At 42.2% G+C, this 22967-nt stretch carries 14 protein-coding genes; 11 read left to right on the top strand and 3 right to left on the bottom strand.

The genetic code is table 11. The features are described 5' to 3' along the window. Nucleotides 1-176: 176 nt before the first annotated feature. From NMG86_RS11650 to NMG86_RS11640, 3 genes are all read left to right on the top strand, one after another. Nucleotides 177-4160 (top strand): magnesium chelatase subunit H, encoded by a 3984-nt coding sequence (locus NMG86_RS11650; RefSeq protein WP_026797684.1) that lies wholly within the window; start codon nt 177-179, stop codon nt 4158-4160. 99 nt (nt 4161-4259) lie between these two features. Then, nucleotides 4260-4865: a transposase gene (locus tag NMG86_RS11645; protein ID WP_026786823.1), complete on the top strand. Its 606-nt coding sequence runs from the start codon at nt 4260-4262 to the stop codon at nt 4863-4865. Nucleotides 4866-4891: 26 nt separating this feature from the next. After that, nucleotides 4892-5041: a PIN domain-containing protein gene (locus tag NMG86_RS11640; protein ID WP_155806207.1), complete on the top strand. Its 150-nt coding sequence runs from the start codon at nt 4892-4894 to the stop codon at nt 5039-5041. A gap of 59 nt (nt 5042-5100) precedes the next feature. Here NMG86_RS11640 and NMG86_RS11635 read toward each other — a convergent pair whose 3' ends face one another. The 3 genes from NMG86_RS11635 to NMG86_RS11625 all read right to left on the bottom strand — a co-directional run bounded on the left by NMG86_RS11635 (nt 5101) and on the right by NMG86_RS11625 (nt 10379). After that, nucleotides 5101-5322 (bottom strand): DUF559 domain-containing protein, encoded by a 222-nt coding sequence (locus NMG86_RS11635; RefSeq protein WP_269147374.1) that lies wholly within the window; start codon nt 5320-5322, stop codon nt 5101-5103. Between the two features lie 533 nt (nt 5323-5855). Continuing rightward, a complete protein-coding gene (locus tag NMG86_RS11630) occupies nt 5856-7310 on the bottom strand; it encodes a hypothetical protein (protein WP_026797683.1) in 1455 nt (484 codons plus the stop codon). 285 nt (nt 7311-7595) lie between these two features. Further along, a complete protein-coding gene (locus NMG86_RS11625; RefSeq protein ID WP_026797682.1) occupies nt 7596-10379 on the bottom strand; it encodes a CHAT domain-containing protein in 2784 nt (927 codons plus the stop codon). A gap of 223 nt (nt 10380-10602) precedes the next feature. On the opposite strand from NMG86_RS11625, the gene tnpA reads away from it, so the two are divergent. The 8 genes from tnpA (at nt 10603) to NMG86_RS11585 (ending at nt 22957) form a co-directional block, all read left to right on the top strand. Next, complete coding sequence (tnpA, locus tag NMG86_RS11620) at nt 10603-11052, top strand: IS200/IS605 family transposase (RefSeq protein ID WP_026797681.1); 450 nt, start codon at nt 10603-10605, stop codon at nt 11050-11052. 235 nt (nt 11053-11287) lie between these two features. Beyond that, nucleotides 11288-12307, top strand: a complete 1020-nt coding sequence (locus NMG86_RS11615) for an ABC transporter ATP-binding protein (RefSeq protein WP_026797680.1) — start codon at nt 11288-11290, stop codon at nt 12305-12307. A 197-nt stretch (nt 12308-12504) separates the two neighbouring features. Further along, nucleotides 12505-14232 carry a GTPase HflX gene (gene hflX / locus NMG86_RS11610; RefSeq protein ID WP_199918722.1) on the top strand — a complete coding sequence of 576 codons (1728 nt, stop codon included), beginning with the start codon at nt 12505-12507 and terminating at the stop codon, nt 14230-14232. A gap of 122 nt (nt 14233-14354) precedes the next feature. Next, nucleotides 14355-15014 (top strand): TetR/AcrR family transcriptional regulator, encoded by a 660-nt coding sequence (locus tag NMG86_RS11605; RefSeq protein ID WP_026786828.1) that lies wholly within the window; start codon nt 14355-14357, stop codon nt 15012-15014. After that, nucleotides 14992-16617: an HlyD family secretion protein gene (locus tag NMG86_RS11600; RefSeq protein WP_026797679.1), complete on the top strand. Its 1626-nt coding sequence runs from the start codon at nt 14992-14994 to the stop codon at nt 16615-16617. The genes NMG86_RS11605 and NMG86_RS11600 overlap by 23 nt, the downstream gene beginning before the upstream one ends. Nucleotides 16618-16663: 46 nt before the next feature. Continuing rightward, entirely contained in the window at nt 16664-18223 is a 1560-nt protein-coding gene (locus tag NMG86_RS11595; RefSeq protein WP_043938685.1) for a DHA2 family efflux MFS transporter permease subunit, read from the top strand. 249 nt (nt 18224-18472) lie between these two features. Next, entirely contained in the window at nt 18473-21907 is a 3435-nt protein-coding gene (locus NMG86_RS11590) for a hybrid sensor histidine kinase/response regulator (protein WP_052338699.1), read from the top strand. Between the two features lie 153 nt (nt 21908-22060). Next, nucleotides 22061-22957, top strand: a complete 897-nt coding sequence (locus NMG86_RS11585) for a hypothetical protein (RefSeq protein ID WP_026797677.1) — start codon at nt 22061-22063, stop codon at nt 22955-22957. Nucleotides 22958-22967 lie beyond the last annotated feature (10 nt).

Below are 22967 nucleotides of genomic sequence, written 5' to 3'. Positions count from 1 at the left end.
AAGAAATGTGAAAAATTATGACATTTTTCTTGTCGAATTGTTGCGAAGGGTCATCAAACCTGCCCAGAATGACCGTTTTCTGGTAAGAATACTCAAAGGTGAGTCCTAATGATCTGGCAATGCCCATCGCCGATCACCCTAAAAAAGCAGCAGACAAAAAAGGAACAAATTAAGATATGTTTACTTATGTAAAACCCGCCATTAGACACATCAAGCCAGATGACCTAAACGGGCGACAACTGATGAAAGTCGTCTACGTGGTGTTAGAAGCGCAATATCAAAGCGCCCTATCGGCGGCAGTGCAGTCTATTAACAAAAATAACCCTAATGTTGCGATCGAAATTAGCGGTTATTTGATCGAGGAGTTACGATCTCCCGAAAACTACGAAAGTTTTAAACAAGATTTATCTGGGGCTAATATATTCATAGCCTCCCTGATTTTTATTGAAGATTTAGCGGATAAACTCGTTGAGGCCGTAGCCCCCTATCGGGATACACTGGATGTGGTAGTGGTGTTCCCCTCCATGCCGCAAGTGATGCGTCTGAACAAGATGGGGACGTTTTCGATGGCGCAACTGGGACAAAGCAAAAGTGCGATCGCCCAGTTTATGAAGAAACGTAAAGAACAGTCGGGGAGTTCTTTCCAAGATGCCATGCTGAAGTTGTTGCAAACTTTGCCTAAAGTCCTGAAATATCTACCGATGGACAAGGCCCAGGATGCCCGCAACTTTATGTTATCCTTCCAATATTGGTTAGGGGGTTCTTCTGAAAACCTGGAAAACTTCCTGCTGATGTTAGGATCAAAATATGTTTTCACGGGCAAAGACAAGCTGCAATTTGCCGATCCTGTAACTTATCCCGATATGGGAATATGGCATCCCCTGGCGCCAAAAATGTTCGAGGATGCTAAAGAGTATTTCCATTGGAATAATAGCCGCGACGATATTTCCGACGATCAAAAAGATCCCCTCGCTCCCTGTGTGGGGTTAGTCTTGCAACGGACTCACCTCGTCACCGGAGATGATGCCCATTATGTGGCCATGGTACAGGAAATTGAAGCTTTAGGGGCGCGGGTATTACCTGTGTTTGCGGGAGGTTTGGACTTTTCTAAACCCATTGATGAGTATTTCTGGGATCACCCCCCGAAAGGTATTCCACCCCAACCTCTTGTGGATACTATTGTTTCCTTAACGGGTTTTGCTTTAGTTGGTGGCCCGGCTCGACAGGATCACCCGAAGGCGATAGAATCCTTAAAGCGGATGAACCGCCCATATATGGTGGCCTTGCCTTTAGTCTTCCAAACCACTGAAGAATGGGAAGAAAGTGATTTAGGTCTACACCCGATCCAAGTGGCGCTGCAAATTGCTATTCCTGAACTTGATGGTGCGATCGAACCAATTATTATATCAGGACGGGATGGTGCTACCGGAAAAGCGATCGCCTTACAAGACCGGATCGAAGCGATCGCCCAACGTGCCTTAAAATGGGCTAATCTGCGGAAAAAACCCAAATTAGACAAAAAAGTTGCTATTACCGTTTTTAGCTTCCCCCCGGATAAGGGAAATGTCGGGACGGCGGCTTATTTGGATGTGTTTGGTTCTATTTACGAAGTGCTGAAAGCCTTACAGGGCAATGGCTACGATATTCAAAACCTGCCTGAGTCGGCTGAGAAACTGATGCAGGAAGTTATCCACGACGCCACCGCCCAATATCAGAGTCCGGAATTAAATGTCGCCTATCGGATGTCCGTGGGTGAATATGAACAGTTAACCCCCTATTTTGAGCGCTTAAATGAGAATTGGGGGCCACCACCGGGAACCTTAAACAGCGACGGCGAGAATTTATTGATTTTCGGCAAACAGTTTGGGAATGTGTTTATCGGAGTTCAACCTACCTTCGGCTATGAAGGCGACCCGATGAGGTTGTTATTCTCCCGGTCTGCGAGTCCCCATCATGGCTTCGCCGCCTACTATACCTATTTAGAGAAAGTCTGGAAAGCCGATGCAGTATTACACTTCGGCACACACGGATCGTTAGAGTTCATGCCAGGTAAACAAATGGGAATGTCGGGAGAATGCTACCCCGATAATTTAATTGGTAATATTCCCAACCTGTATTACTACGCCGCCAATAACCCCAGCGAGGCTACTATTGCCAAACGGCGGAGTTATGCCGCCACGATTTCTTATTTAACTCCGGCTGCGGAAAACGCTGGGTTATATAAAGGGCTGAAAGAACTCAACGAGTTAATTGGGTCTTATCAAACCCTAAAAGATAGCGGTCGGGGTGTGGCAATTGTTAACACAATTATAGATAAATCCCGCTTGGTTAATTTTGACCAAGATATTACCCTTCCCGAAACCGATGCGGCGGAATTAACCCCCGAAGCACGGGATCATATTGTTGGACAGGTCTATCGGCGGTTAATGGAAATTGAGTCGCGGTTATTACCCTGTGGGTTGCACGTTATTGGTAAACCACCCACGGCCGAAGAAGCAATTTCAACTCTGGTAAATATCGCTAGTATTGATCGGGAAGAAGATAATCTTCTCAGCTTACCCCGAATTATTGCCAATAGCCTGAACCGCAATCTTGAGGAACTCTACTCTAACAATAACTTAGGGTTGTTAGCGGATGTGGAGTTATTACAAAAAATCACTGAAGCGTGCCGCGCGGCTGTTATCGCCTTAGTTAACGAACAAACCGACGCCGAAGGACGGGTTTCCCTAGTCTCCAAACTCAACTTCTTCAATATGGGTAAAAAAGCACCCTGGATTGAAGCACTGCATGAGTTCGGTTTCACCAAAGTTGACCCCGAACCCATTAAACCGTTATTTGAGTATTTGGAATTCTGCTTACAACAAATTTGCGCTGATAACGAGTTGGGCTCCTTGCTGCGGGCGTTGGAAGGGGAATATATCATCCCAGGGCCAGGAGGCGACCCCATCCGTAACCCCGATGTCTTACCGACGGGCAAAAATATGCACGCCCTCGACCCCCAGTCCATCCCCACGGCGGCAGCAGTTAAATCTGCTCAAATCGTCGTAGAACGGCTGTTAGAACGGCAACAGGTTGAAAATGGTGGAAATTACCCCGAAACCATCTCCGTCGTCCTCTGGGGAACCGATAACATCAAAACTTACGGTGAGTCTCTGGCTCAAGTTATGTGGATGGTGGGGGTTATACCTGTACCCGATGCCTTGGGACGGGTGAATAAGTTGGAGTTAGTCTCTTTAGAAGAATTGGGACGGCCTCGAATTGACGTCGTGATCAACTGTTCTGGGGTGTTCCGAGACTTATTTATTAACCAAATGGCACTATTAGATAAAGCGGTAAAAATGGCTGCGGAATCTGATGAACCTTTGGAAATGAATTTCGTTCGCAAACACGCTTTAGAACAGGCGAAGGAGTTAGGAGTATCGGTAAGACAAGCTGCTACACGGGTATTTAGTAATGCTTCCGGTTCCTATTCTTCTAACGTCAATTTAGCCGTAGAAAATAGTAGTTGGGAACAGGAATCTGAGTTACAGGAAATGTATTTAAAGCGCAAATCTTTTGCCTTTAATTCTGATAATCCGGGGATGATGGAACAGGATCGAAATATCTTTGAGTCGGCGTTAAAAACCGCAGAAGTCACATTCCAAAACTTAGATTCTTCGGAAATTAGTTTAACGGATGTCTCCCATTATTTTGATTCTGACCCGACGAAATTAATTGCTAATTTACGCAAGGATGGCAAAAAACCGACCTCTTATATTGCGGATACGACAACAGCTAATGCACAGGTGCGGACGCTATCGGAAACGGTGCGTTTGGATGCACGAACAAAACTTCTAAATCCGAAATGGTATGAAGGAATGTTATCCCATGGTTATGAAGGGGTGCGTGAACTTTCTAAGCGCCTGGTTAATACAATGGGATGGAGTGCTACAGCCGGGGCGGTGGATAATTGGGTTTATGAAGATGTGAATGAAACGTTTATTCAAGATGCAGAAATGCAGAAACGTTTGCTGAACTTAAACCCCCATTCTTTCCGTAAGATTATTAGCACTTTGTTAGAGGTTAATGGTCGCGGCTATTGGGAAACCAGCGATGAGAATTTAGACCGTCTGCGGGAGTTATACCAAGAAGTTGAAGACCGAATTGAAGGGGTTGAATAAAAAAACCCTTATTCCCCTGTAGAGACGTGCCATGGCGCGTCTCTACCAGGTCTAGGGAACACCACCCTGATATCCTATAAAAACCAATAATAAACACCGATGACATTATATAAAAATAAATATCGGATTGAATCTACACGATTACCTCATCATAATTATGCTGCCAATGGCTGGTATTTTGTCACCATTTGCACAAAGGATAAACTGTGGTTTTTTGGTGATATCGTTTCCGGTAATATTCAATTTTCTGCTATTGGTGAAATTGCGACTAAATTTTGGTCAGACATTCCGAATCATTTTCAGGATGTTTACCTAGATGCTTATATTATCATGCCTAATCATGTACATGGGATTATTGTTATTGAGCGATCGCATAACGAAGAGAGTCACGAACAGACGCACGGAGATCAAGGAGAGACGCGCCGTGGCACGTCTCTACAAAGCACGTCTCTACAAAGGACGGATGAATCTAACAAATTTGCCCCGTTAAAACCAGGTTCCTTACAAGCTATTATTAATGCTTATAAATCTTCTGTAACTCGTTGGTGTCGTAAAAATGGTTACGATAATTTTGCATGGCAACCCCGATTTTATGATCATGTTATTCGAGATGAACATTCATTAGCTAAGATTCAGGAATATATTGTTAATAATCCAGATAAGTGGGATGAAGATCAAGACAATCCTGCTAATTTATGGATGTGATAAAATATCAATATAGACTTTTGCTTATGACTGTTATTTTAGAGCTATATATTATTAGTTTAGCAGGCGATCGCTATTTAGTCTTAACGGATGATTTAAGGTTAGCTCACTATTTGCAAAAAATCGGAATTGATACCGTAAATTTTAATAATATTCGGGTATATGGTTGGAAATAATTATTATTTTAAAACATAATTATACTATAGAAATTAAAAGCGATCAAATATTTTAAAAACTAAAAACCAATGAATTCTTTTAATTCTTCTAAAATATCGTTAACTCGATTGTCTACATCCCAGTTACTTATTCTGAAGATTTCCCATCCTTTTTGGCGTAAATCTCGATCTTCTTTCAAAGTTTTTGAATAAGATTCTTGCTTGGAGTAATGGCTTTCACCATCTATTAAAATAGCAAACCTTTTATTATTCCAAAATGCAACAAAATCTATACGATATATATCATCTTTAAGTGAATGAGTGGGTTTTAATTTATCTTTAGATGATGAATGCCATTGAATCCATGCTTGAGGTATTAATATAGGGGCATCGTTTTTTCTGATTTTTCTGCATTGAGAAAATTTTCCATGTTTATAGAAAAAATCTTTTTCTTATTTAGTTTGATTCATTTCTATTAAACAGTCGCGCAGAGTATTATTATCTGTATCACATTTTAAGCAACTAGCCAGTTTAGGATAAGTAAAATTAGGATATACATCAACATTATTTTCAATAATTCCTATTCCTGTCTTCCATTCAAATTTAAAAATTTGACTTTGATCTACTGCTTGAATTAAATAGTCTGGTTTATATATACCAAATGGTAAACCCGATGAATTCCCTTAGTAACCCTTAAGAATTATCCTAAACAATCTTCTTCTATTGTTGACTTTATTTATGACCACCTACTTACCTGAAATAGATTGTTAATAAATAGGGGTTACTTCGTTGGGAAGGCGTGAAAATGAAACAGTGGGGGGTTAGGTCTTAGGGTTTACTTGGGAAATATTTTTCGGGCTACCCAAACTATCAGCAATGTTAGCAAGCCAAATCCTAAACCGAACAGTACACTACAGATAAGTGTGGCAAAAAAGGGATGCAAAGGTAGAGAAAAATCGGGTTGCCATTGAATTGGTGTATCCTTAATTAAAGGATAGGCTGCGGAAAATATTTGTCCGCCGCCGATCGCAGTTCCGACAAAAAAGATGATATTCTCAAGTTGATGATCACGGTTTTTTTCATTTTGTTCCTGTTCCGTATCTAATTCCACCTGCTCAATTTGCACCATGCCTCGCACAGTAGATATCGACTGCTGGAACAAATCTTGACTGGCAATTAAGTAGTTGAAATCTATTTCAATTTGCCGTTGATATTTATTCTCAGCTAAATCTAAAAACTTCTGCAAAAATTCCAAATTGTCGCCGTCGATGCACAAACTTTTAATTTTTGTCAAAGCCTCACCATAATTTTCAGCATTAGTATCAATGGTATTTCTATCTTCTTGCAAATACCGCATTTGTTGAGAAAAATCAAACATTTTAGTTCGGACTTTAGCCAGCAATTCCTTTAATTTCAGCAATTTAATTTGTCTATCTTGTTCCTTTTCTATTTCACTGAATTTCGGAAGGTTTTTTTCTAATTCGCTGACTATTTGCTGTGCTTTGCGATACCTTTTTCTAGCTTCGTGATACACAAACACGATTTTAGCGCGATAACAAAGTAGATTAATCAAGTAAATGTTAAAAGCCGGCGTTACGGATTTCAAAGTTTCGGGATTTTGTTTTAGCCATACGAGAATATGACACCGCTTAGTTGCATCATTTTCTCGGCTGTCATACTCAAAAATCGGACTACCAAATAACTTTCCTTCGGCCCGAAAGTCTACTGATTTTTCCGGTTTATTTTGTACAAAAGCTTTAACGCATTCGTCAGCCAGTTTCCGGTAAGTATCATAAACTGCTGGTTCGGCGTATAACAATAAGGTTTGTCCCAAAGATGGTTTAATTGCATTGGGTAACAAGCAACCTTGGGGATTTAATTGAGTTAATTCTGATACTTTTATTGTGGTATTTTTATAGTTAAATGTCAAGTCTGCGGTGTAAGTGTCGTGAATTCGTAGGGCATAGATAGAACCATCAAGTTTTTGGTTATCTGACTGAGTAATTTGCTGAAATTTCAGAGTTTTTCCATCGGGCTTTAGTAATTTTCCGTCATTCAGATTTTCCTGTTTATCGTCTGGTTTGTAATGTCCGTTTTTGTAGCAATTTAGCTTATCTCTGAGGGATTTTAGTTCGTTAATATCAAACTCTTTACCAACATTATCCGCTAGATTTTCCCACAAATTTTGAGCATTTTTGGCTACTTGCTTATTGCTTTCGTCCCTATCATCCCGCAGGTGGAAAGGATAGAGGGTAATACTGGGATTTTTAATTTGCTGTGCTTCGTTCATAATCAAAGAAAATATAAGACATTATCTTAATTCAATCTTAGTCCGCGCAGGCGGACTTCGTTTCTGTAGACGCGATTTCCTAATCGCCGGATTTCCAATCGCCGGATTTCCAATCGCCGGATTTCTAATCGCCGGATTTCTAATCGCCGGATTTCTAATCGCCGGATTTCTAATCGCCGGATTTCCAATCGCCGGATTTCCTAATCTAATCGCTCTAATCTCGGCGATTGAAATCGCATCTACACAGACAAAACCCGCCTACGCGGGTTGAAATCGGCGGATTTCCTAATCGGTTGTGTCGTCTGTATCCGTTTCAACCTCCGCCACAGACGACACAGATAAACCTAATCTAATCTGATTTTCAATCAACGTTTCATAAAATTCCCTGACGATTTCTTCCGGTGCATCGCTATCAGTACCACCCGCACCCATTTGATCGATTTCATTCTCTAAATTCTGTTCAATTTTAGGTCTGGTTTCGCACCAATTCTTGATTTTTTCAGCTATAATATTGACATTATCCGTCGCAGAAACATTAAGCGCTGGTAAATGTTCAGCAAATAAATAGGGTGGACAAGTTTTTAATAATTTATTTAAACCAGCCACAATTTCTTCAGGTTTGGTATTGTCAGGAAGTGACATTTTTAGCCCCCTTAAATCTATTTTTTCCGTTGATAATGGTAAAGTTTCAGTTTCCCCAATTAAGGTGAATGCTGCCCAAGCTATGGGACTCGGAAATCGAGCTTTTGTGGTTAGCATAGCACACCGCAAAGCCTCTGCTCGATTGTCGCCCCGGGCTAAATTTTGGTAGAATTGAGTCATTAGCAATTTGGCTGATATCACTCCCATATTCCACAGGGAAACGATAATACTGGGGACTCCCGCGAGAATGAAGCAACGCGATAATCCGACAACTCCATCTCCGGTAATTCTACCATGCCCGGTGCTGCACGCGCTTAAAACTACGAGTTCGGAGTCGAGTTTTAATCGCAGGATTTCTGCTGCGTTAAGTGAGCCATCATCGGTGTTTTCTGATGGTGCTAAAATAATCGCGCCGGGAATGCCGAAACCTTGGAAATCGTCGAGGAGTCCGTGGGCCGATAAATGGACGATACGGGTGTTTAGCATTCTGTCTAAAATGGCAACTTTGGTGGCATTGTCTCCGCTAATTGCTTGGGTTCCTAAAATGGCGGCGATCGCTTCGGCGGCTTCTTTTGCCCTAGACATTTGGTTGAGTTTGTAGGGATTTTCTTTGAATTTTGGATCGATGGTTGGATCGCCGACAATTAGGGCGGCTTGTCTCAATCCTCCGACTCGGTTTTGATGTTCGCGGGTGATTTCTAATACTTGGATGGATGGGGCGGTGAGGATAGTATAATCTTCGATTAAGTAGCGATTTTTGCTATCTTGCAAAGCGACAAAAGGAACTAAAAATAAGTCGTAGTGGGGGATAAAGATGATCTGGTTATTGGCATCGGTGGGTAGCAAGTCGATGATCGGTTCGATTAGAATTTGATGGAGGAGTTGCAATAGGGGATAGCCGCCTGTTTGGTTTGGTTGGTACTCTCTTTCTAGTTGAATTTTGTTGCCTTCGTCGTCGGTTTCCTTACTGCCGATGGAGACGCGGGTTTTGAGGATGATTTGTTTGAGGGTTTGATTTTGTTGGTTGAGGGGTTCGAGGTTGGCGGCGCGATAGGTGATGTTGCCGTTTGGTTGGATTACCCAGATGTAAATGTCTTCATCAAAGATAATCGAATATTCAACTATTGTGGAGTTTCTGTCGCGGGCGATTTGTTGGATTTTGGGAATTGATAACCCCCCCAACCCCCCCTTAGCAATGGGGGGCTTAAGAGGGAGGGATTCAGATAACCCCCACTTGGTAAGGGGGGACTTATCTACTTCCTCCCATTGATAAGGGGGGGACTGAGGGGGGGTTGTTAATAAGGTTTGCTGCAATAACTCGACGAAGGCACGGGTACGCGACATTTCAGATATTTCTAAGGCTTGATCAAATCTAGTTTGGGCAACTAGAACTTGTTGCAGCAGGCGATAAGATTCTACCTGGATTTCAAAGATTGAGGCTTTATGGTCATTATTGACTAATTCAGAACGCAGAGTTTCATGAATTTTGATTGAGTCACGAAGTGCTGTTTCAGCTTCTGCAAGTTGGTGAGTTTTTAGTAAAGTATTTCCCAAATTATTTAGAGCAATTGACTCTCCTTGGCGAAATCCAATTTCCCGTGAAATCTCTAAATACTGTTGGTGACACTCGGTCGCCTGCTGGTATTGCCCTAGGGAATAGTAGGCCTCGCCCAAATTGCCGAGGGAAGCAGCTTCTCCTAGGCGATATCCGATTTCCCGTGCCATCTCTAATAACTGTTCGTGAAATGCGATCGCCCTCTCGTATTGCCCTAGGGAATAGTAAGCAGCGCCCAAACCGCAGAGGCAAGCAGCTTCTCCTTGGCGATATCCGATTTCCCGTGCAATCTCTAAAGACTGTTCGTAAAATCCGAGCGCTTTCTGGAATTGCCCTAGGGAATAGTAAGCATTGCCCAAACTGCCGAGGGAAGCAGCTTCTCCTTGGCGATATCCGATTTCCCGTGCAATCTCTAAAGACTGTTGGTGAAATGCGATCGCTTTCTGGAATTGCCCTAGGCAAAGGTAAGCATTGCCCAAGTTGCCGAGGGAATTAGCTTCTCCTTGGCGATCTTCGATTTCCCGATAGATAGTTAATGCCTGTTCCCAAGACTGCAAAGCTTCTCTAAATTGACTGATTGCATATTGCTGATTGCCTTGTTCTAACACTCTGTCTGCTTCCGCTTTCAGCGCAATTCCCGCTAGGAAGTCGCCATCTACCTTACCCAGTATCCCGGCAAAATCTTTCAACCGATTAGCATTATTTAGTTCGCCTTGTTCTCTAAGATTATCTGCCTTTTCTAGCATAGCCGCCACCAAGCCATCATCGAGCAATTCGGGGTGAGTGTTCAATATCTCTTGTTCTTCGCCGCTGGCACAGGTTAGCAGTTGATTTATCAGGTTGAGATAGGCTGGTTGGGGTTCAGACTTCATCGGAGAAATGGGATTTGGGATGGTGCAATCAATTATACTATTTATTAAGGATTATTGTTGACGCCTTCCCAGTCCGCGCAGGCGGACTTCGTTTCTGTAGACGCGATTTCCTAATCGCCGGATTTCTAATCTAATCGCTTTAATTTCGGCGATTGAAATCGCGTCTAAACAGACAAAACCCGCCTGCGCGGGTTGGGGATAAATTTAGGATATTGTAATTAAAATGAGAGAAAATTTTACGCAAATATATCTCCATTATGTCTGGGCAACCTGGGATAGATTACCTTTGATTACTCCTGATATTCAGCAAGAAATCTATGCCGTTATTATTGGAGAATGTAAAAAATTAGAATGTACTGTAATCGCAGTTGGAGGTATAGAAGACCATGTTCACTTGCTAATAGGTTTTCCAACAACTTTGGCGGTAGCTGAAATAATTAAGCAAATTAAGGGAAGTTCCTCTCATTTCGTAACTCACCAACTTAAACCGGGTGATTTTTTTAAGTGGCAAGGCAGCTACGGGGCTTTTACCGTTAGCCACGATGCCATCGACAGTGTAGCTAATTATATCAGAAATCAAGCTGTTCACCACCGTCAGCAATCAATGATTTCTGAGTGGGAATTAATTTCTAAAACTACCCCTAGTCCGCGTAGGCGGACTTCGTTTGTGTAGACGCGATTTCCCAATCGCCAGATTTCCTCTAATCTCGGCTCTAATCTCGGCGATTGAAATCGCGCCTACACAGACAAAACCCGCCTGCGCGGGTTATAAGAATCTTCGATTGCAAATTCTCTACTCCCTTCCTAGTCCGCGTAGGCGGACTTCGTTTGTGTAGACGTGATTTCCCAATCGCCGGATTCCCAATCGCCGAATTGCTTATAATATAAATATTTATTATAATAAAAATATGGTTAATACTTTAGAAATAAAACTTAAATCCAATCAAAAAAATACTCCCCTAATTCGGGTAGAAAACTTACAAAAACACTTTCCAGTCATGGAAGGAATTTTGCTACAACGTCAAGTTGCAGCCATTAAAGCCGTTGATGGAATTACCTTTAATATTAATAGGGGAGAAACCTTAAGTTTAGTCGGAGAATCAGGTTGTGGAAAAAGCACAACTGGACGGATGATTTTACAGCTTTCTCCTCCTACGGTGGGAAAAATTTACTTTGAAAATACCGATTTAACCGTTTTAAATCCCAAGGAATTGCAACCCTTTCGTCGCCGGATGCAAATGATTTTTCAAGACCCTTATTCTTCCTTAAACCCTCGAATGACTGTAGAAAAAATTATTAGTGAACCTTTAATTATTCATCAATTAGCTACTACTAAAATAGCTCAAAATCGCGTCAAAGAATTATTGGAATTAGTCGGATTAAATAATAATGCAATTAATCGTTATCCCCATGAATTTTCAGGAGGACAACAACAAAGAATAGGGATTGCAAGAGCATTGGCAATGAATCCTGATGTCATTATTTGCGATGAACCGATTGCCTCCTTGGATGTTTCCATTCAAGCCCAAGTGATTAATTTAATCCAAAACCTACAGCAAAATTTAGGTTTAACCTATCTTTTTATTGCCCATGATTTAAGTATAGTTCGCCATATTTCTGACCGAGTTGCAGTTATGTATTTGGGCAAAATTGTTGAACTTGCAGATAGGATTTCTTTGTATGAAAATCCTCTCCATCCCTATACCCAAGCCCTATTATCCGCCGTCCCCATTCCTGACCCAGAATTAGAAGCCAAACGACAACGAATTTTATTAACTGGAGAAATTCCTAGTCTCCTAAACCCGCCCATGGGATGTCGATTTTCTAGTCGTTGTCCCTCTGTTATGGAACAATGTTGGCTGGAGGAACCGCCATTAAAAGATATGGGTTTAAACCATTCTGTAGCCTGTCATTTGATTAAAGATTAATCACAAATTTAATCAATTTAGCCCTAAATATAAAAGGATTCTATCAGATTCGACATCTAATAGTCCTCAAGAAAATATTAAGTTATGAGTCCGGTTTGGACAGCCCACAGCCCACACTCCGATCAAAATTCAAGCTATCATATTTCAAATTAACCCCTATTGTTTATGGAGGGCCAGGAAACTGGTAAAACGTGCCTATCGAAACGATTTATGGTCAACTACAAGGTCTAAAAGCCAGTCAGCTTAAACGGTTGCAAAGCCTGTATCATCAACGATTACCAGGCGATTTAATTACAACCGTAGAATTTGCCCAGCGACTGGCGGCAATTAGTACAGAAATTGATCAGCCTCTGTGCGCCTATATTAACCGTCGGGGACAGGTGATGCGGGTGGGAGTCGGAACTCCTCGCCAAACTCAAATTCCCCCCTTAGAACTCCCCCGGTATGGGAATGGACGCCTGAGTGGAATTCGTTGTATTACCACCCAAACTAGCCCGGAACCCCCTAAAGAAGCAGCTTTGACTGCCATGGCGATTCAACGTTTGGACATTCTGGTAGTTCTCACCCTGACCGGAGGTGGTTTTCAGCGACGAGGAGGGGGTGAAACGGGCTATATTAAAGACACTTATATGGCTCACCTTGTCCCGGAAATGGACACGACTAAGAATCAACAAATTGATAACGGTTTTTCTGCCATTCCCTATTATTTGTCGTTGCCGATGAGTCTGGATGCCCTATCGCAACAGGATTTTCTCGATTTAGTCAACGAACTAGAAACGGAGTTTGAACGGGAATTTGTCGCCAGGGAAGTCGATTCTAGTCAGGATAAAGTGCTGTTAGTGGGGGTGAAAACGGATAAAATATCCCCCCAACGGTTTGAAGATGGGTTAACGGAATTGGTGCGTTTAGTCGATACCGCCGGGGGTCAGGTGTTACAAACTTTACGCCAAAAGCGATCGCATCCTCACCCCCAAACCGTTGTCGGAGAGGGGAAAGTCCAAGAAATTGCCTTGGTTGCCCAAACCATCGGAGCTAATTTAATTGTATTTGATCGGGACTTATCTCCCGCCCAAGTTCGGAACCTGGAAACCCAAATCGGGGTCAGGGTTGTAGACCGAACCGAAGTCATCCTTGATATTTTTGCTCAACGCGCCCAGTCGGGGGCGGGAAAATTACAGGTAGAACTGGCCCAACTGGAATATAGTTTACCCCGGTTAACTGGTCGAGGTCTGGCTATGTCTCGCTTAGGGGGCGGAATTGGAACCAGAGGGCCAGGAGAAACCAAACTGGAAACGGAACGGCGGGCCATCCAGCGTCGAATCTCCCGGCTACAACAGGAAGTGAATCAACTACAAGCCCATCGTTCTCGTCTGCGCCAAAATCGTCAAGCTCAAGAGGTTCCGACCTTGGCCTTAGTGGGCTATACCAATGCTGGAAAGTCAACTTTATTGAACGTTTTAACCCAGTCGGAAGTCTATACGGCTGACCAACTCTTTGCTACCCTTGATCCCACGACTCGCCGTTTAGAGATTCCTGATATGATAACGGAGGAGCCTTTAACAATTGTTATCACGGATACAGTCGGATTTATACATGAACTTCCGCCTCCTTTGGTTAATGCGTTTAGAGCTACTTTAGAAGAGGTGACGGACGCGGATGCCTTAATTCATTTAGTGGATTTATCCCATTCCGCCTGGGAAAGTCAAATTGAGTCGGTAATGCAGATTTTAAGAGAAATGCCTGTGACTCCTGGCCCGGGATTATTAGTGTTTAATAAAATCGATCAAACTGATGGGGAAAATTTACGATTAGCGCAGGAAAAATATCCTCAAGCGGTTTATATTTCCGCTTCTAAAGCCTTGGGGTTAGAAACCCTCAGAAAACGCATGGCTGCTTTAGTCCATTATGCGATTTCTAACCGTTAAAATCTGGGGATAGAAACTGGATATTCTGAATAAAATCTCTGATTTTTGCCCAGAGATCAAATTAGAAACCCGGTTTCTATATTTATTTGTTATAATGCAAGTAAGCACTTACGTTATAATCTATGAATTCTCAGGAGCAGAAAACCGCACTCACTCGCAGTCGCTTATTGAAAGCGGCTTTAGAAGTGTTTGCTGAAGCTGGAATTGCGGGAGCCACCACAAAAGCAATTGCTCGGATGGCGGGAGTTAATGAAGTCACGTTATTTCGTCATTTCCATAGCAAAAAACAGTTACTTGCCGCCGTTGTCCAACAAGCAACCGCCTTGCAAACGGAAGCATTGACTCATCAAAAAGAGTGGACGCAGGATTTAAAAAAGGATTTAACCCATTATAGCTGGCTTTATAACACCATGCTCGAAGAACATGAAGCCCTGATTCGCACTTTTATCGGAGAAGCTAAACGCCATCCCCAAGTCGCATCTCAGATTATTGCTGAAGCTACCCAACCCCTACGAGAAAAGCTAATTAATTACCTCAAAAACAGCCAAAAACGGGGTAAAGTGCGCTCAGATTTAAGATTAGAACCCGCTATAGATTTATTTACCGGAATGCTATTGGCAGGAATGCTGCGACGTAATGCCATCCCCAATTTCATCCATTATAACCGCGAAGATTATATCGAAACCTGTGTCGATCTTTTCGTGCAGGGTATCAGTCCCTTGCCTACTAATAACACCTTGATTAATAGAGAACAGCAAGATGAAATCCAACACTGTTATTGATTCTCACTTAAAAGCCAAACCCGTTGAAGTTCAGAAGCCTTTATCTTCTGAACAGATTCAAACCAATGGACATCAACCGCCCATCGCTGAAATTCCCGTGGTTGAGGAAGCCAAACCCTCTGGAAAAAAACGGCCTTGGGGGTTATTGTTAGTAGGAGCGATCGCATTAATTACAGGAGCCGTTTTCGGAAGCCGTTGGTGGCAATTTCAAAGCACCCACGCCACAACGGATAACGCCCAAATTGAAGGCCATATTTCTCCGATTGCCCCAAAAATTGCGGCTACCGTTCAAAAAGTATTAATTAAAAATGGGGATTATGTGCAAGCTGGTCAACCTTTGGTAATTTTAGAAGATCAAGATTTATTATTAAAAATCAAACAGGAAGAAGCCAACTTAAATGCAGCCGAAGCACAATTACAAACTGCTAAGGATAATGTTTCTTTAACCGCCAATACTAATATTAGTCAAGTTGAACAAGCGCAATCCAATTTAAAAGCGCAACAAGCAGCCGTTACCGCCGAACAAACTAATGTTCAGCAAGCCGAATCAGAAGCAATTGCCGTCCAAGCCCTACTGCAACAGGCTCAACTCGGTGTTAACGTAGCTCAAGCTCAACTCCAACAAGACCAAGCCAATATTGCCGCCCAACAAGCTCAAATTCAGGAAGCGGAATTAGGCGTAAATGCAGCCCGGGCTAAAGTTGTCCAAGCAGAGGCTGAAGTTACCAAAACTCAACAGGATTTTCAACGCTATCAATCCCTTTATCAGCAAAATGTAGTTTCGGCTCAACAACGGGATACAGCCCAAGCTGCCTTTGCAGAAGCTCAAGCTAGTTTAACCGTTGTCCAACAGGGGGTAGGACAGGCTCAAGCAACGGTGAATAATGCCCAGTCCCAACTCCAACAAGCTCAAGCCCAGGTTGTTAATAGCCAAGCTCAACTTGCCCAAGCAAAATCGGCGGTAAAAACTGCCCAAGCTCGACTCCAACAAGCTCAAGCTAAAGTCGGTCAGGCCCAAGCCGAGGTAGAAAAATCCCAAGCCCAAGCGGGGGCGTCTCAAGCTCAGGTTGCAGAAACCCAAGCTTCAGGTCAGGAAGTGGTTATAAAACAAGATCAAACCCAACTGGCTCAAGCCCAGATTAAACAGGCGCAAGCCTCCCTCGCCTTAGCCCGTCAACAGCTTGCTTATACTACTATTACCGCCCCGGTGAGTGGATATGTCGGTCAACTGACGGCGGAAGTCGGGAAAAAAATCCAACCCGGACAACCGTTATTAGCGTTAGTTCCCCTGAAGACCGATGATATTTATATTGAAGCGAATTTTAAGGAAACGGAGTTAAAGAATTTACGAGTCGGGGAAATGGCGTTAGTGCGGGTAGACGCCTATCCGGGGGAAATATTTCGGGCAACGGTAACGGGAATTAGTCCCGCAACGGGGGCTGAATTTGCCTTATTACCTCCCGACAATGCCACAGGCAATTTTAACAAAGTTGTGCAGTGGGTTCCCGTGCGACTAGCGTTTGTCGCCAATGCTGACCCCGAACACAAACTGCGGGCGGGTTTGAGCATTACCGTAAGTGTGGAAACCGCAATTAGTAATTAGTTGTAGAGGTGGGTAACCCCCATCGGTGTCAAACATCAACACTTATATGAATCAACCCCATTATATTCAGGGTTATTTGAAGTGGGCGATCGCATTAACGGCCGCTTTGGGAGCCATGTTAGAAGTTATTGATACCAGTATTGTTAATGTTGCCCTGACGGATATGCAAGCCAGTTTGGGGGCGACGGTGACGGAAATTGCTTGGGTGGTGACGGGTTATGCGATCGCTAACGTGATTTTAATTCCCTTAAGCGCTTGGCTCGGAGATTTTTTTGGGCGTAAATCTTATTTTATTTTCTCCTTAGTCGGTTTTACTCTGGCATCTATTCTTTGTGGATTCTCTGTTAATTTACCTATGTTGGTTATTTCTCGGATTCTGCAAGGGTTGTGTGGGGGTGGGTTACTGGCAAAGGGTCAAGCCATTTTATTCCAAACCTTTGCCCCCCATGAACAAGGTATCGCCCAAGCGGTGTTTGGCGTTGGCGTAATTGCTGGCCCCGCCATTGGCCCAACTTTAGGGGGATACCTGACAGATACCCTGGGTTGGCGGTGGATTTTCTTTATTAATCTGCCCGTTGGTATTTTAGCAACCTTGATGGCTTGGCTATTTTTGCCCAAGAATGAAGAAAACAATTCCCAAAGTACCAAAGTTGATTGGTGGGGGATTATTTTGCTGACGGTGGCAGTTGGCAGTTTCCAAGCGTTGTTAGAAGAAGGAGAACAGGAAGACTGGTTTTCATCCAGTTTTATTCGGACTCTAGCGATTACAGCGACGGTGGGGATGGCGTTATTTATTTGGCGGGAATTGACCACCCGAAATCCGGCTGTTGACCTGCGGGTTTTGCGGTATCGGTCTTTAGCCGCCGGGAGTATTTATTCTGGGATTTTGGGGATAGGACTGTATGGGACGTTATTTGTCGTCCCAATTTTTGCCCAAAGTATTCTTCATTTTTCAGCAACACAAACGGGATTTTTATTAGCTCCAGGGGCGTTATTTTCGGCGGTAATGATGATACTATTAGGAAAAATATCAACGAAAGTCGATGCCCGGTTATTAATTGCTTTAGGGGCCATTGGTTCGGCTTTGGTGATGTTTGACCTCTCCACTATTAGTGCCCAAACGGGTACGGATCAGCTATTTTGGCCGTTAGTAGCCAGGGGTGGGGTGACGGTGTTGATGTTTTTGCCTTTGAGTTTAGCCACTTTGGGAGGATTGCCCCAACAGGCGATATCGGCCGGGTCGGGGTTTTATAACCTAACCCGACAATTGGGCGGGAGTGTAGGAATTGCCGCCCTCACCAGTTTGTTAAGTCAGCGAGAAGCCTTCCATCGAGCGGTACTTCTCACCCATTTGACTCCCTACGATTTTGTCACAAATCAAAGGTTACAAGCGCTGACGGCGATGTTCCAAAGTCAGGGTATGGATGGGGTAACAGCCCAAAAACAAGCCTTAGCGTCATTAAGTCAAATTGTCGATACCCAGGCGGCGGTTCTCTCTTTTGCCGATATTTTTAGGGTGGTGGGAGTAACATTTTTATTTTCGTTACCGTTATTATTCTTTTTAGGTAAGGGAGGTAAAGGTGCAAAAGCGTCCGCAGCCCATTAAGTTTCGTAGGGGGGGTCAGCAAGATATTTCATTATAGATGTAATGGCTGAAGACCTGATTTTTCCCCAATTGAAAATTTTTGGTCAAAAGTGAAATCGATAATTTTAAGATAATCCCTTTCTGGTGAAGATTCAATTCAATTTTTCGTGATATAATATGCAGAAAATCTTAATTAAAACTTACCCCAAACAACACAAAAATTAAGGGTTAACCCGCAGTTCTAATCCCCAGACTTTCCCTGATAGCTCTATGAAGCGCAAATGGCTGTATAAGTTTCTCTCTCCGAATCGGCAGATTGTTCCCTACTTAGTGCTGTTGGGGACTTTAATCCTGACGGCGATCGCCACTTATTATGTAGAATCAACAGCCCGTAACCAGGATCGGTTACAGTTTAATGCCTCCGCCCAACAGACGGAAAACCTAATTCGAGATCGGGTTAAAACCTATATTGCCTTACTCCGTGCCGGAAGTGGGTTATTTGCCAGCCATGATACCGTGGATCGAGAGGAATTCCGCACCTACATGGAACAATTAAAACTGCGGAGGGAATATCCAGGGATTCAAGGGATTGGGTTTACAATTCGGGTTCAACCCTCCGAAAAAGATCAATTAATAGCTCGGATGAAAGCTGAGGGTATCCCTAACTTCGCTATCAATCCCGATTACCCTCGATCCGAATATCATGCCATTATCTACCTAGAACCCCTAGATGAACGTAATAAAGCCGCCATTGGGTTTGATATGTTTACCGAACCCGTGCGCCGTCGCGCCATGGAACACGCCCGGGATGGGGGAATTCCGGTGGCGTCGGGTCGAGTCAAACTCCGACAAGAAATTGATGCCAAAAAACAAGCGGGATTTTTAATTTATTTCCCCATTTATCGAGGTAATTATACTCCGCCAACGGTAACAGAAAAACGGGAGAAATTACTAGGATTTATCTATAGTCCCTTTCGGATGGATGACTTGATGCAAGGGCTATTTGGGAATTATCCAAATGTTTTTATAGATTTTAAAATTTATGATGGTTTAGCAATTACTCCCTCCTCTCTCATATACGATTCTAACTCTAGTCGTTTATTAGGGTTTAAGCCTCAATTTGAGGGGCGAAAAATGCTCTCAATTGCTGGACAAACTTGGACGATTATCTATACTTCCCGTCCTAAACTTGATTTTAATTCCCAACGTTTGATTGCTCCCTATATTGCTTTGGCGGGAAGTTTTGTTGGTATTATCTTATTTGGATTAATGCGATCGCAAATTAAAGCTCGATATATTGCGGAAAAAATTGCAACGGAACTGACGAAATCAGAAAAAGCCCTGCGAGATAGTGAAGCCCGATTTCAGGCGTTTATGGATTACAACCCTACCGTAGCTTGGATTTGTGATCATCAAGGTAAAATGTTATATTTAAGTAAAAGTTATACCCGAACCTTTAATGTTTCTCCAGAATCTTTAGAAACCACTATATTTGATATATTTACCCCAGATTTAGCCTCCAAATTCCTGAATTATATTTCGATTGTGGCTTCGCAAAACCTAGTTTTAGAAGTTATTGAATCTCTACCTCGACGAGACGGCAAAATTGGAGAATTTTTAATCTATCAATTTCCAATTTGGGTTGATCAGGAAGATCCATTGGTTGGGGGTGTAGCCATTGACCGCACAGAAAGTCATCGAGCCGAAACCTTATTACGTCGCTCAGAAGTTCAATATCGGACAATGGTTGAACAATCTCCCCTGAGTATTTTAATCCTATCATTAGATGGTTCGGTTAGGCGTGTAAATCGAGCCTGGGAGGAGCTATGGGGAATCAAAGGAGAAATGATTAAAGACTACAATTTGTTAGAAGATCAACAACTAATTCAAAAACGGATAATTCCCTATATTCAAAAGGGTTTAGCCGGGGAAACCGTGGCGATTCCTCCAATTTTATATGATCCTCATCAAAGCTTCCCAGGATTATCGAATTATGGATATGCTCAACGCTGGGTTGAGGCTTATATTTATCCAGTGCGGGATGAGGTGGGTAAAATTCGAGAAGTCGTATTTATCTATGAAGATATCACCGAACGTAAACACGCAGAAGAAGAATTACAAGAAAGTGAAGCTCGGTTTAGAACCCTAATTGAAACTACATTTGATGGTATTATTATTCATGAAAATGGCATCATTCTTGATGCTAACCAAGGGGCATCTATTATGTTGGATTACCCTTTAGGAGAAATGATGGGAACTTCTTTTCTGGATTTTGTCACCCCCGAAAGTCGGGATTTAATTTTACAAAATATTAAAAACAACTTAGAAGCCCCATTAGAAGTCTTTGGATTAAGAAAAGATGGCACAATTTTTGATGTAGAAATCATTGGTAAGTCTCAAATTTATAAAGGACGTCAAGTTCAGGTGACAGCCATGCGGGATATTACTAATCGTAAACAATTAGAAGCTGAACTGCGTACCCGGGCTGATGAATTAACAGAAGCCAACCGCCTCAAAGATGAATTTTTAGCTACCCTTTCCCATGAATTACGGACTCCTCTGAATGCTATTTTGGGATGGACACAAATGTTGATATCACGAGATTTAGATAAGGAAACATTTAATCGGGCGACGGAAACAATTAATCGTAATACACGGGCTTTAGCGCAACTGATTGAGGATTTATTAGATGTTTCTCGAATTATTAGTGGAAAACTGAATTTTAGCCCGAATCCGACTGCTTTAATTCCGGTAATTGAAGCAGCAATTGAAACGGTACACTCAATAACTGAGGCGAAAGATATTAAAATTAATATTTCCTTTGAGCCTAATATTGGGATGGTTTTAGGGGATAGTAACCGTTTACAACAGGTGATGTGGAATCTATTAACCAATGCAATAAAATTTAGCTCAGAAGGAGGAGAAATTCAGGTGAGACTACATAAGTCTCAGAATCAAAATTCCTTGGGAAATAATAGCAATTATGAAGTCAGAGATTATGCAGAAATTCAAGTTAGTGATACCGGACAAGGAATTAGTAAAGACTTTTTACCCTTTGTGTTTGAAAGATCTCGTCAATCCGATGGTTCAATGACTCGGAAACAGGGCGGATTAGGATTAGGATTAACCATTGTCCACCATTTAGTTGAAATTCATGGAGGAAGTGTTACTGTAGATAGTCCAGGGTTAGGAAAGGGGACAGTATTTACCGTAAAATTACCCATGATGACATCGGATATGTTAAAAGATTATCAGTATCTTCAAGAGGGTTTCGGTGATGATGATTTGATGTTTGAAAGTTGTTTAAAAATCAAAGGAGTTAAAATTTTAGTGGTTGATGATGAAGTGGATGCTCGGGATTTAGTTGCTCATATTTTAGAAAATTGTGGGTCAGAAGTGGTGACCGTTGGGAGTGCAGAAGAAGCCATTAATATCTTCAAAGCCAATAGTGCTATATCTCCATTTCATATTTTAGTCAGTGATATTGGACTGTCGGGGGGAGACGGTTATTCACTAATCCGTCAAATTCGTTTATTACCCCCAGAAGCAGGAGGGCAAATACCCGCTTTAGCACTTACAGCTTATGCCCAAGATGAAGACCGTCAAGCCGCATTCTCCGCCGGGTTTCACGCCCATTTAGCTAAACCCGTAGAACCCCATGAATTACTGTTTACTATTGCTAATTTAATCGGAATTATTGGATAATTAGGGAATGGGGATCACTGATTTAAGAGGATTTCACGGATTTCACAGATTTTAATCTGTGTTAATCTGCTTAATCCTCTTAAATTCATGATAGGTAATGGGTAATGGTGGATTTTGTATAATTAAGTCAATATATAGGGAGATTTTAAGCTGATGTTAACTTTAGAAACGCTATTTGATGAAAAATTCTATTTGGCTCAATATCCTGATGTGGCTCCGGCGATTGAAAGGCGAGAATTTCGGAACGCTTTTGATCATTTTGTTCAGGAGGGTCAATTTTTGGGTTATGAACCTAATCCTTTATTTGATAGTCAATATTATCAGCAAGGAGATCCTGAACTTTTAACTCAAATAAAGGAAGGATTTATTACACCTGCGGAACATTTTATTGATTTTGGTCAATTTCAACCGCGTTCTCCTAATCCCTTATTTGATCCAATTTATTATTTAGAACGATATCCCGATGTAAAAGCGGGTTTTCTTAAAGCAGAAATTAACCCGTTTGAACATTTTTTTCTCCATGGACAATATGAAGGACGCAATCCCAGTATTGGTTTTGATACTAACTTTTATCAAACTCGATATCCCGATGTCTTATCTGAGATTAAATCCGGGCAGTATAATACATTTTTTGAACATTTTTGGCGACAAGGATTAAAAGAATCAAGATTAGGGATTGCTCCGGCTTTTAAAGATGACCTGACCCAAGCTATTAATATAGATATATTATTAGGACAAAAAACCATTGTAGGCTTAATTGACGCGGCTAACCCCGTTGATATTTATGAGTTTATTATTCCTAATTTTAATAGTAAAGTTAGTATAATCATGAATCAAATGAAAGCCAATTTAGACTTAGACTTGATTTATGATCTGAATAACAATCGAGCGGTTCAAAGTAATGAAATTGTTGCTAGTTCCGCTAATTTAGGCCTCACCCCAGAATCCATTAAGTTAGATAAATTACCCGGCGGAACCTACTTTTTGCGAGTCTCCCCCAGGGACGGAAGCACCCATTATCTTTTAAATTTATCGGCTACCCCAATTTAAGTTTATTCTT

The sequence above is a fragment of the Planktothrix rubescens CCAP 1459/22 genome, assembly GCA_904830895.1.
Taxonomy (GTDB): Bacteria; Cyanobacteriota; Cyanobacteriia; order Cyanobacteriales; family Microcoleaceae; genus Planktothrix; species Planktothrix agardhii.
Note: the sequence above shows the minus strand (reverse complement) of the source record. Positions and strands in the feature narration are given on the sequence as shown.

Coding starts and splice junctions, on each gene's coding strand:
- NMG86_RS11650 (WP_026797684.1), top strand. CDS start 177: ATGTTTACTTATGTAAAACCCGCCATTAGACACATCAAGCCAGATGAC.
- NMG86_RS11645 (WP_026786823.1), top strand. CDS start 4,260: ATGACATTATATAAAAATAAATATCGGATTGAATCTACACGATTACCT.
- NMG86_RS11640 (WP_155806207.1), top strand. CDS start 4,892: ATGACTGTTATTTTAGAGCTATATATTATTAGTTTAGCAGGCGATCGC.
- NMG86_RS11630 (WP_026797683.1), bottom strand. CDS start 7,310: ATGAACGAAGCACAGCAAATTAAAAATCCCAGTATTACCCTCTATCCT.
- NMG86_RS11625 (WP_026797682.1), bottom strand. CDS start 10,379: ATGAAGTCTGAACCCCAACCAGCCTATCTCAACCTGATAAATCAACTG.
- tnpA (WP_026797681.1), top strand. CDS start 10,603: ATGAGAGAAAATTTTACGCAAATATATCTCCATTATGTCTGGGCAACC.
- NMG86_RS11615 (WP_026797680.1), top strand. CDS start 11,288: ATGGTTAATACTTTAGAAATAAAACTTAAATCCAATCAAAAAAATACT.
- NMG86_RS11605 (WP_026786828.1), top strand. CDS start 14,355: ATGAATTCTCAGGAGCAGAAAACCGCACTCACTCGCAGTCGCTTATTG.
- NMG86_RS11600 (WP_026797679.1), top strand. CDS start 14,992: ATGAAATCCAACACTGTTATTGATTCTCACTTAAAAGCCAAACCCGTT.
- NMG86_RS11595 (WP_043938685.1), top strand. CDS start 16,664: ATGAATCAACCCCATTATATTCAGGGTTATTTGAAGTGGGCGATCGCA.
- NMG86_RS11590 (WP_052338699.1), top strand. CDS start 18,473: ATGAAGCGCAAATGGCTGTATAAGTTTCTCTCTCCGAATCGGCAGATT.
- NMG86_RS11585 (WP_026797677.1), top strand. CDS start 22,061: ATGTTAACTTTAGAAACGCTATTTGATGAAAAATTCTATTTGGCTCAA.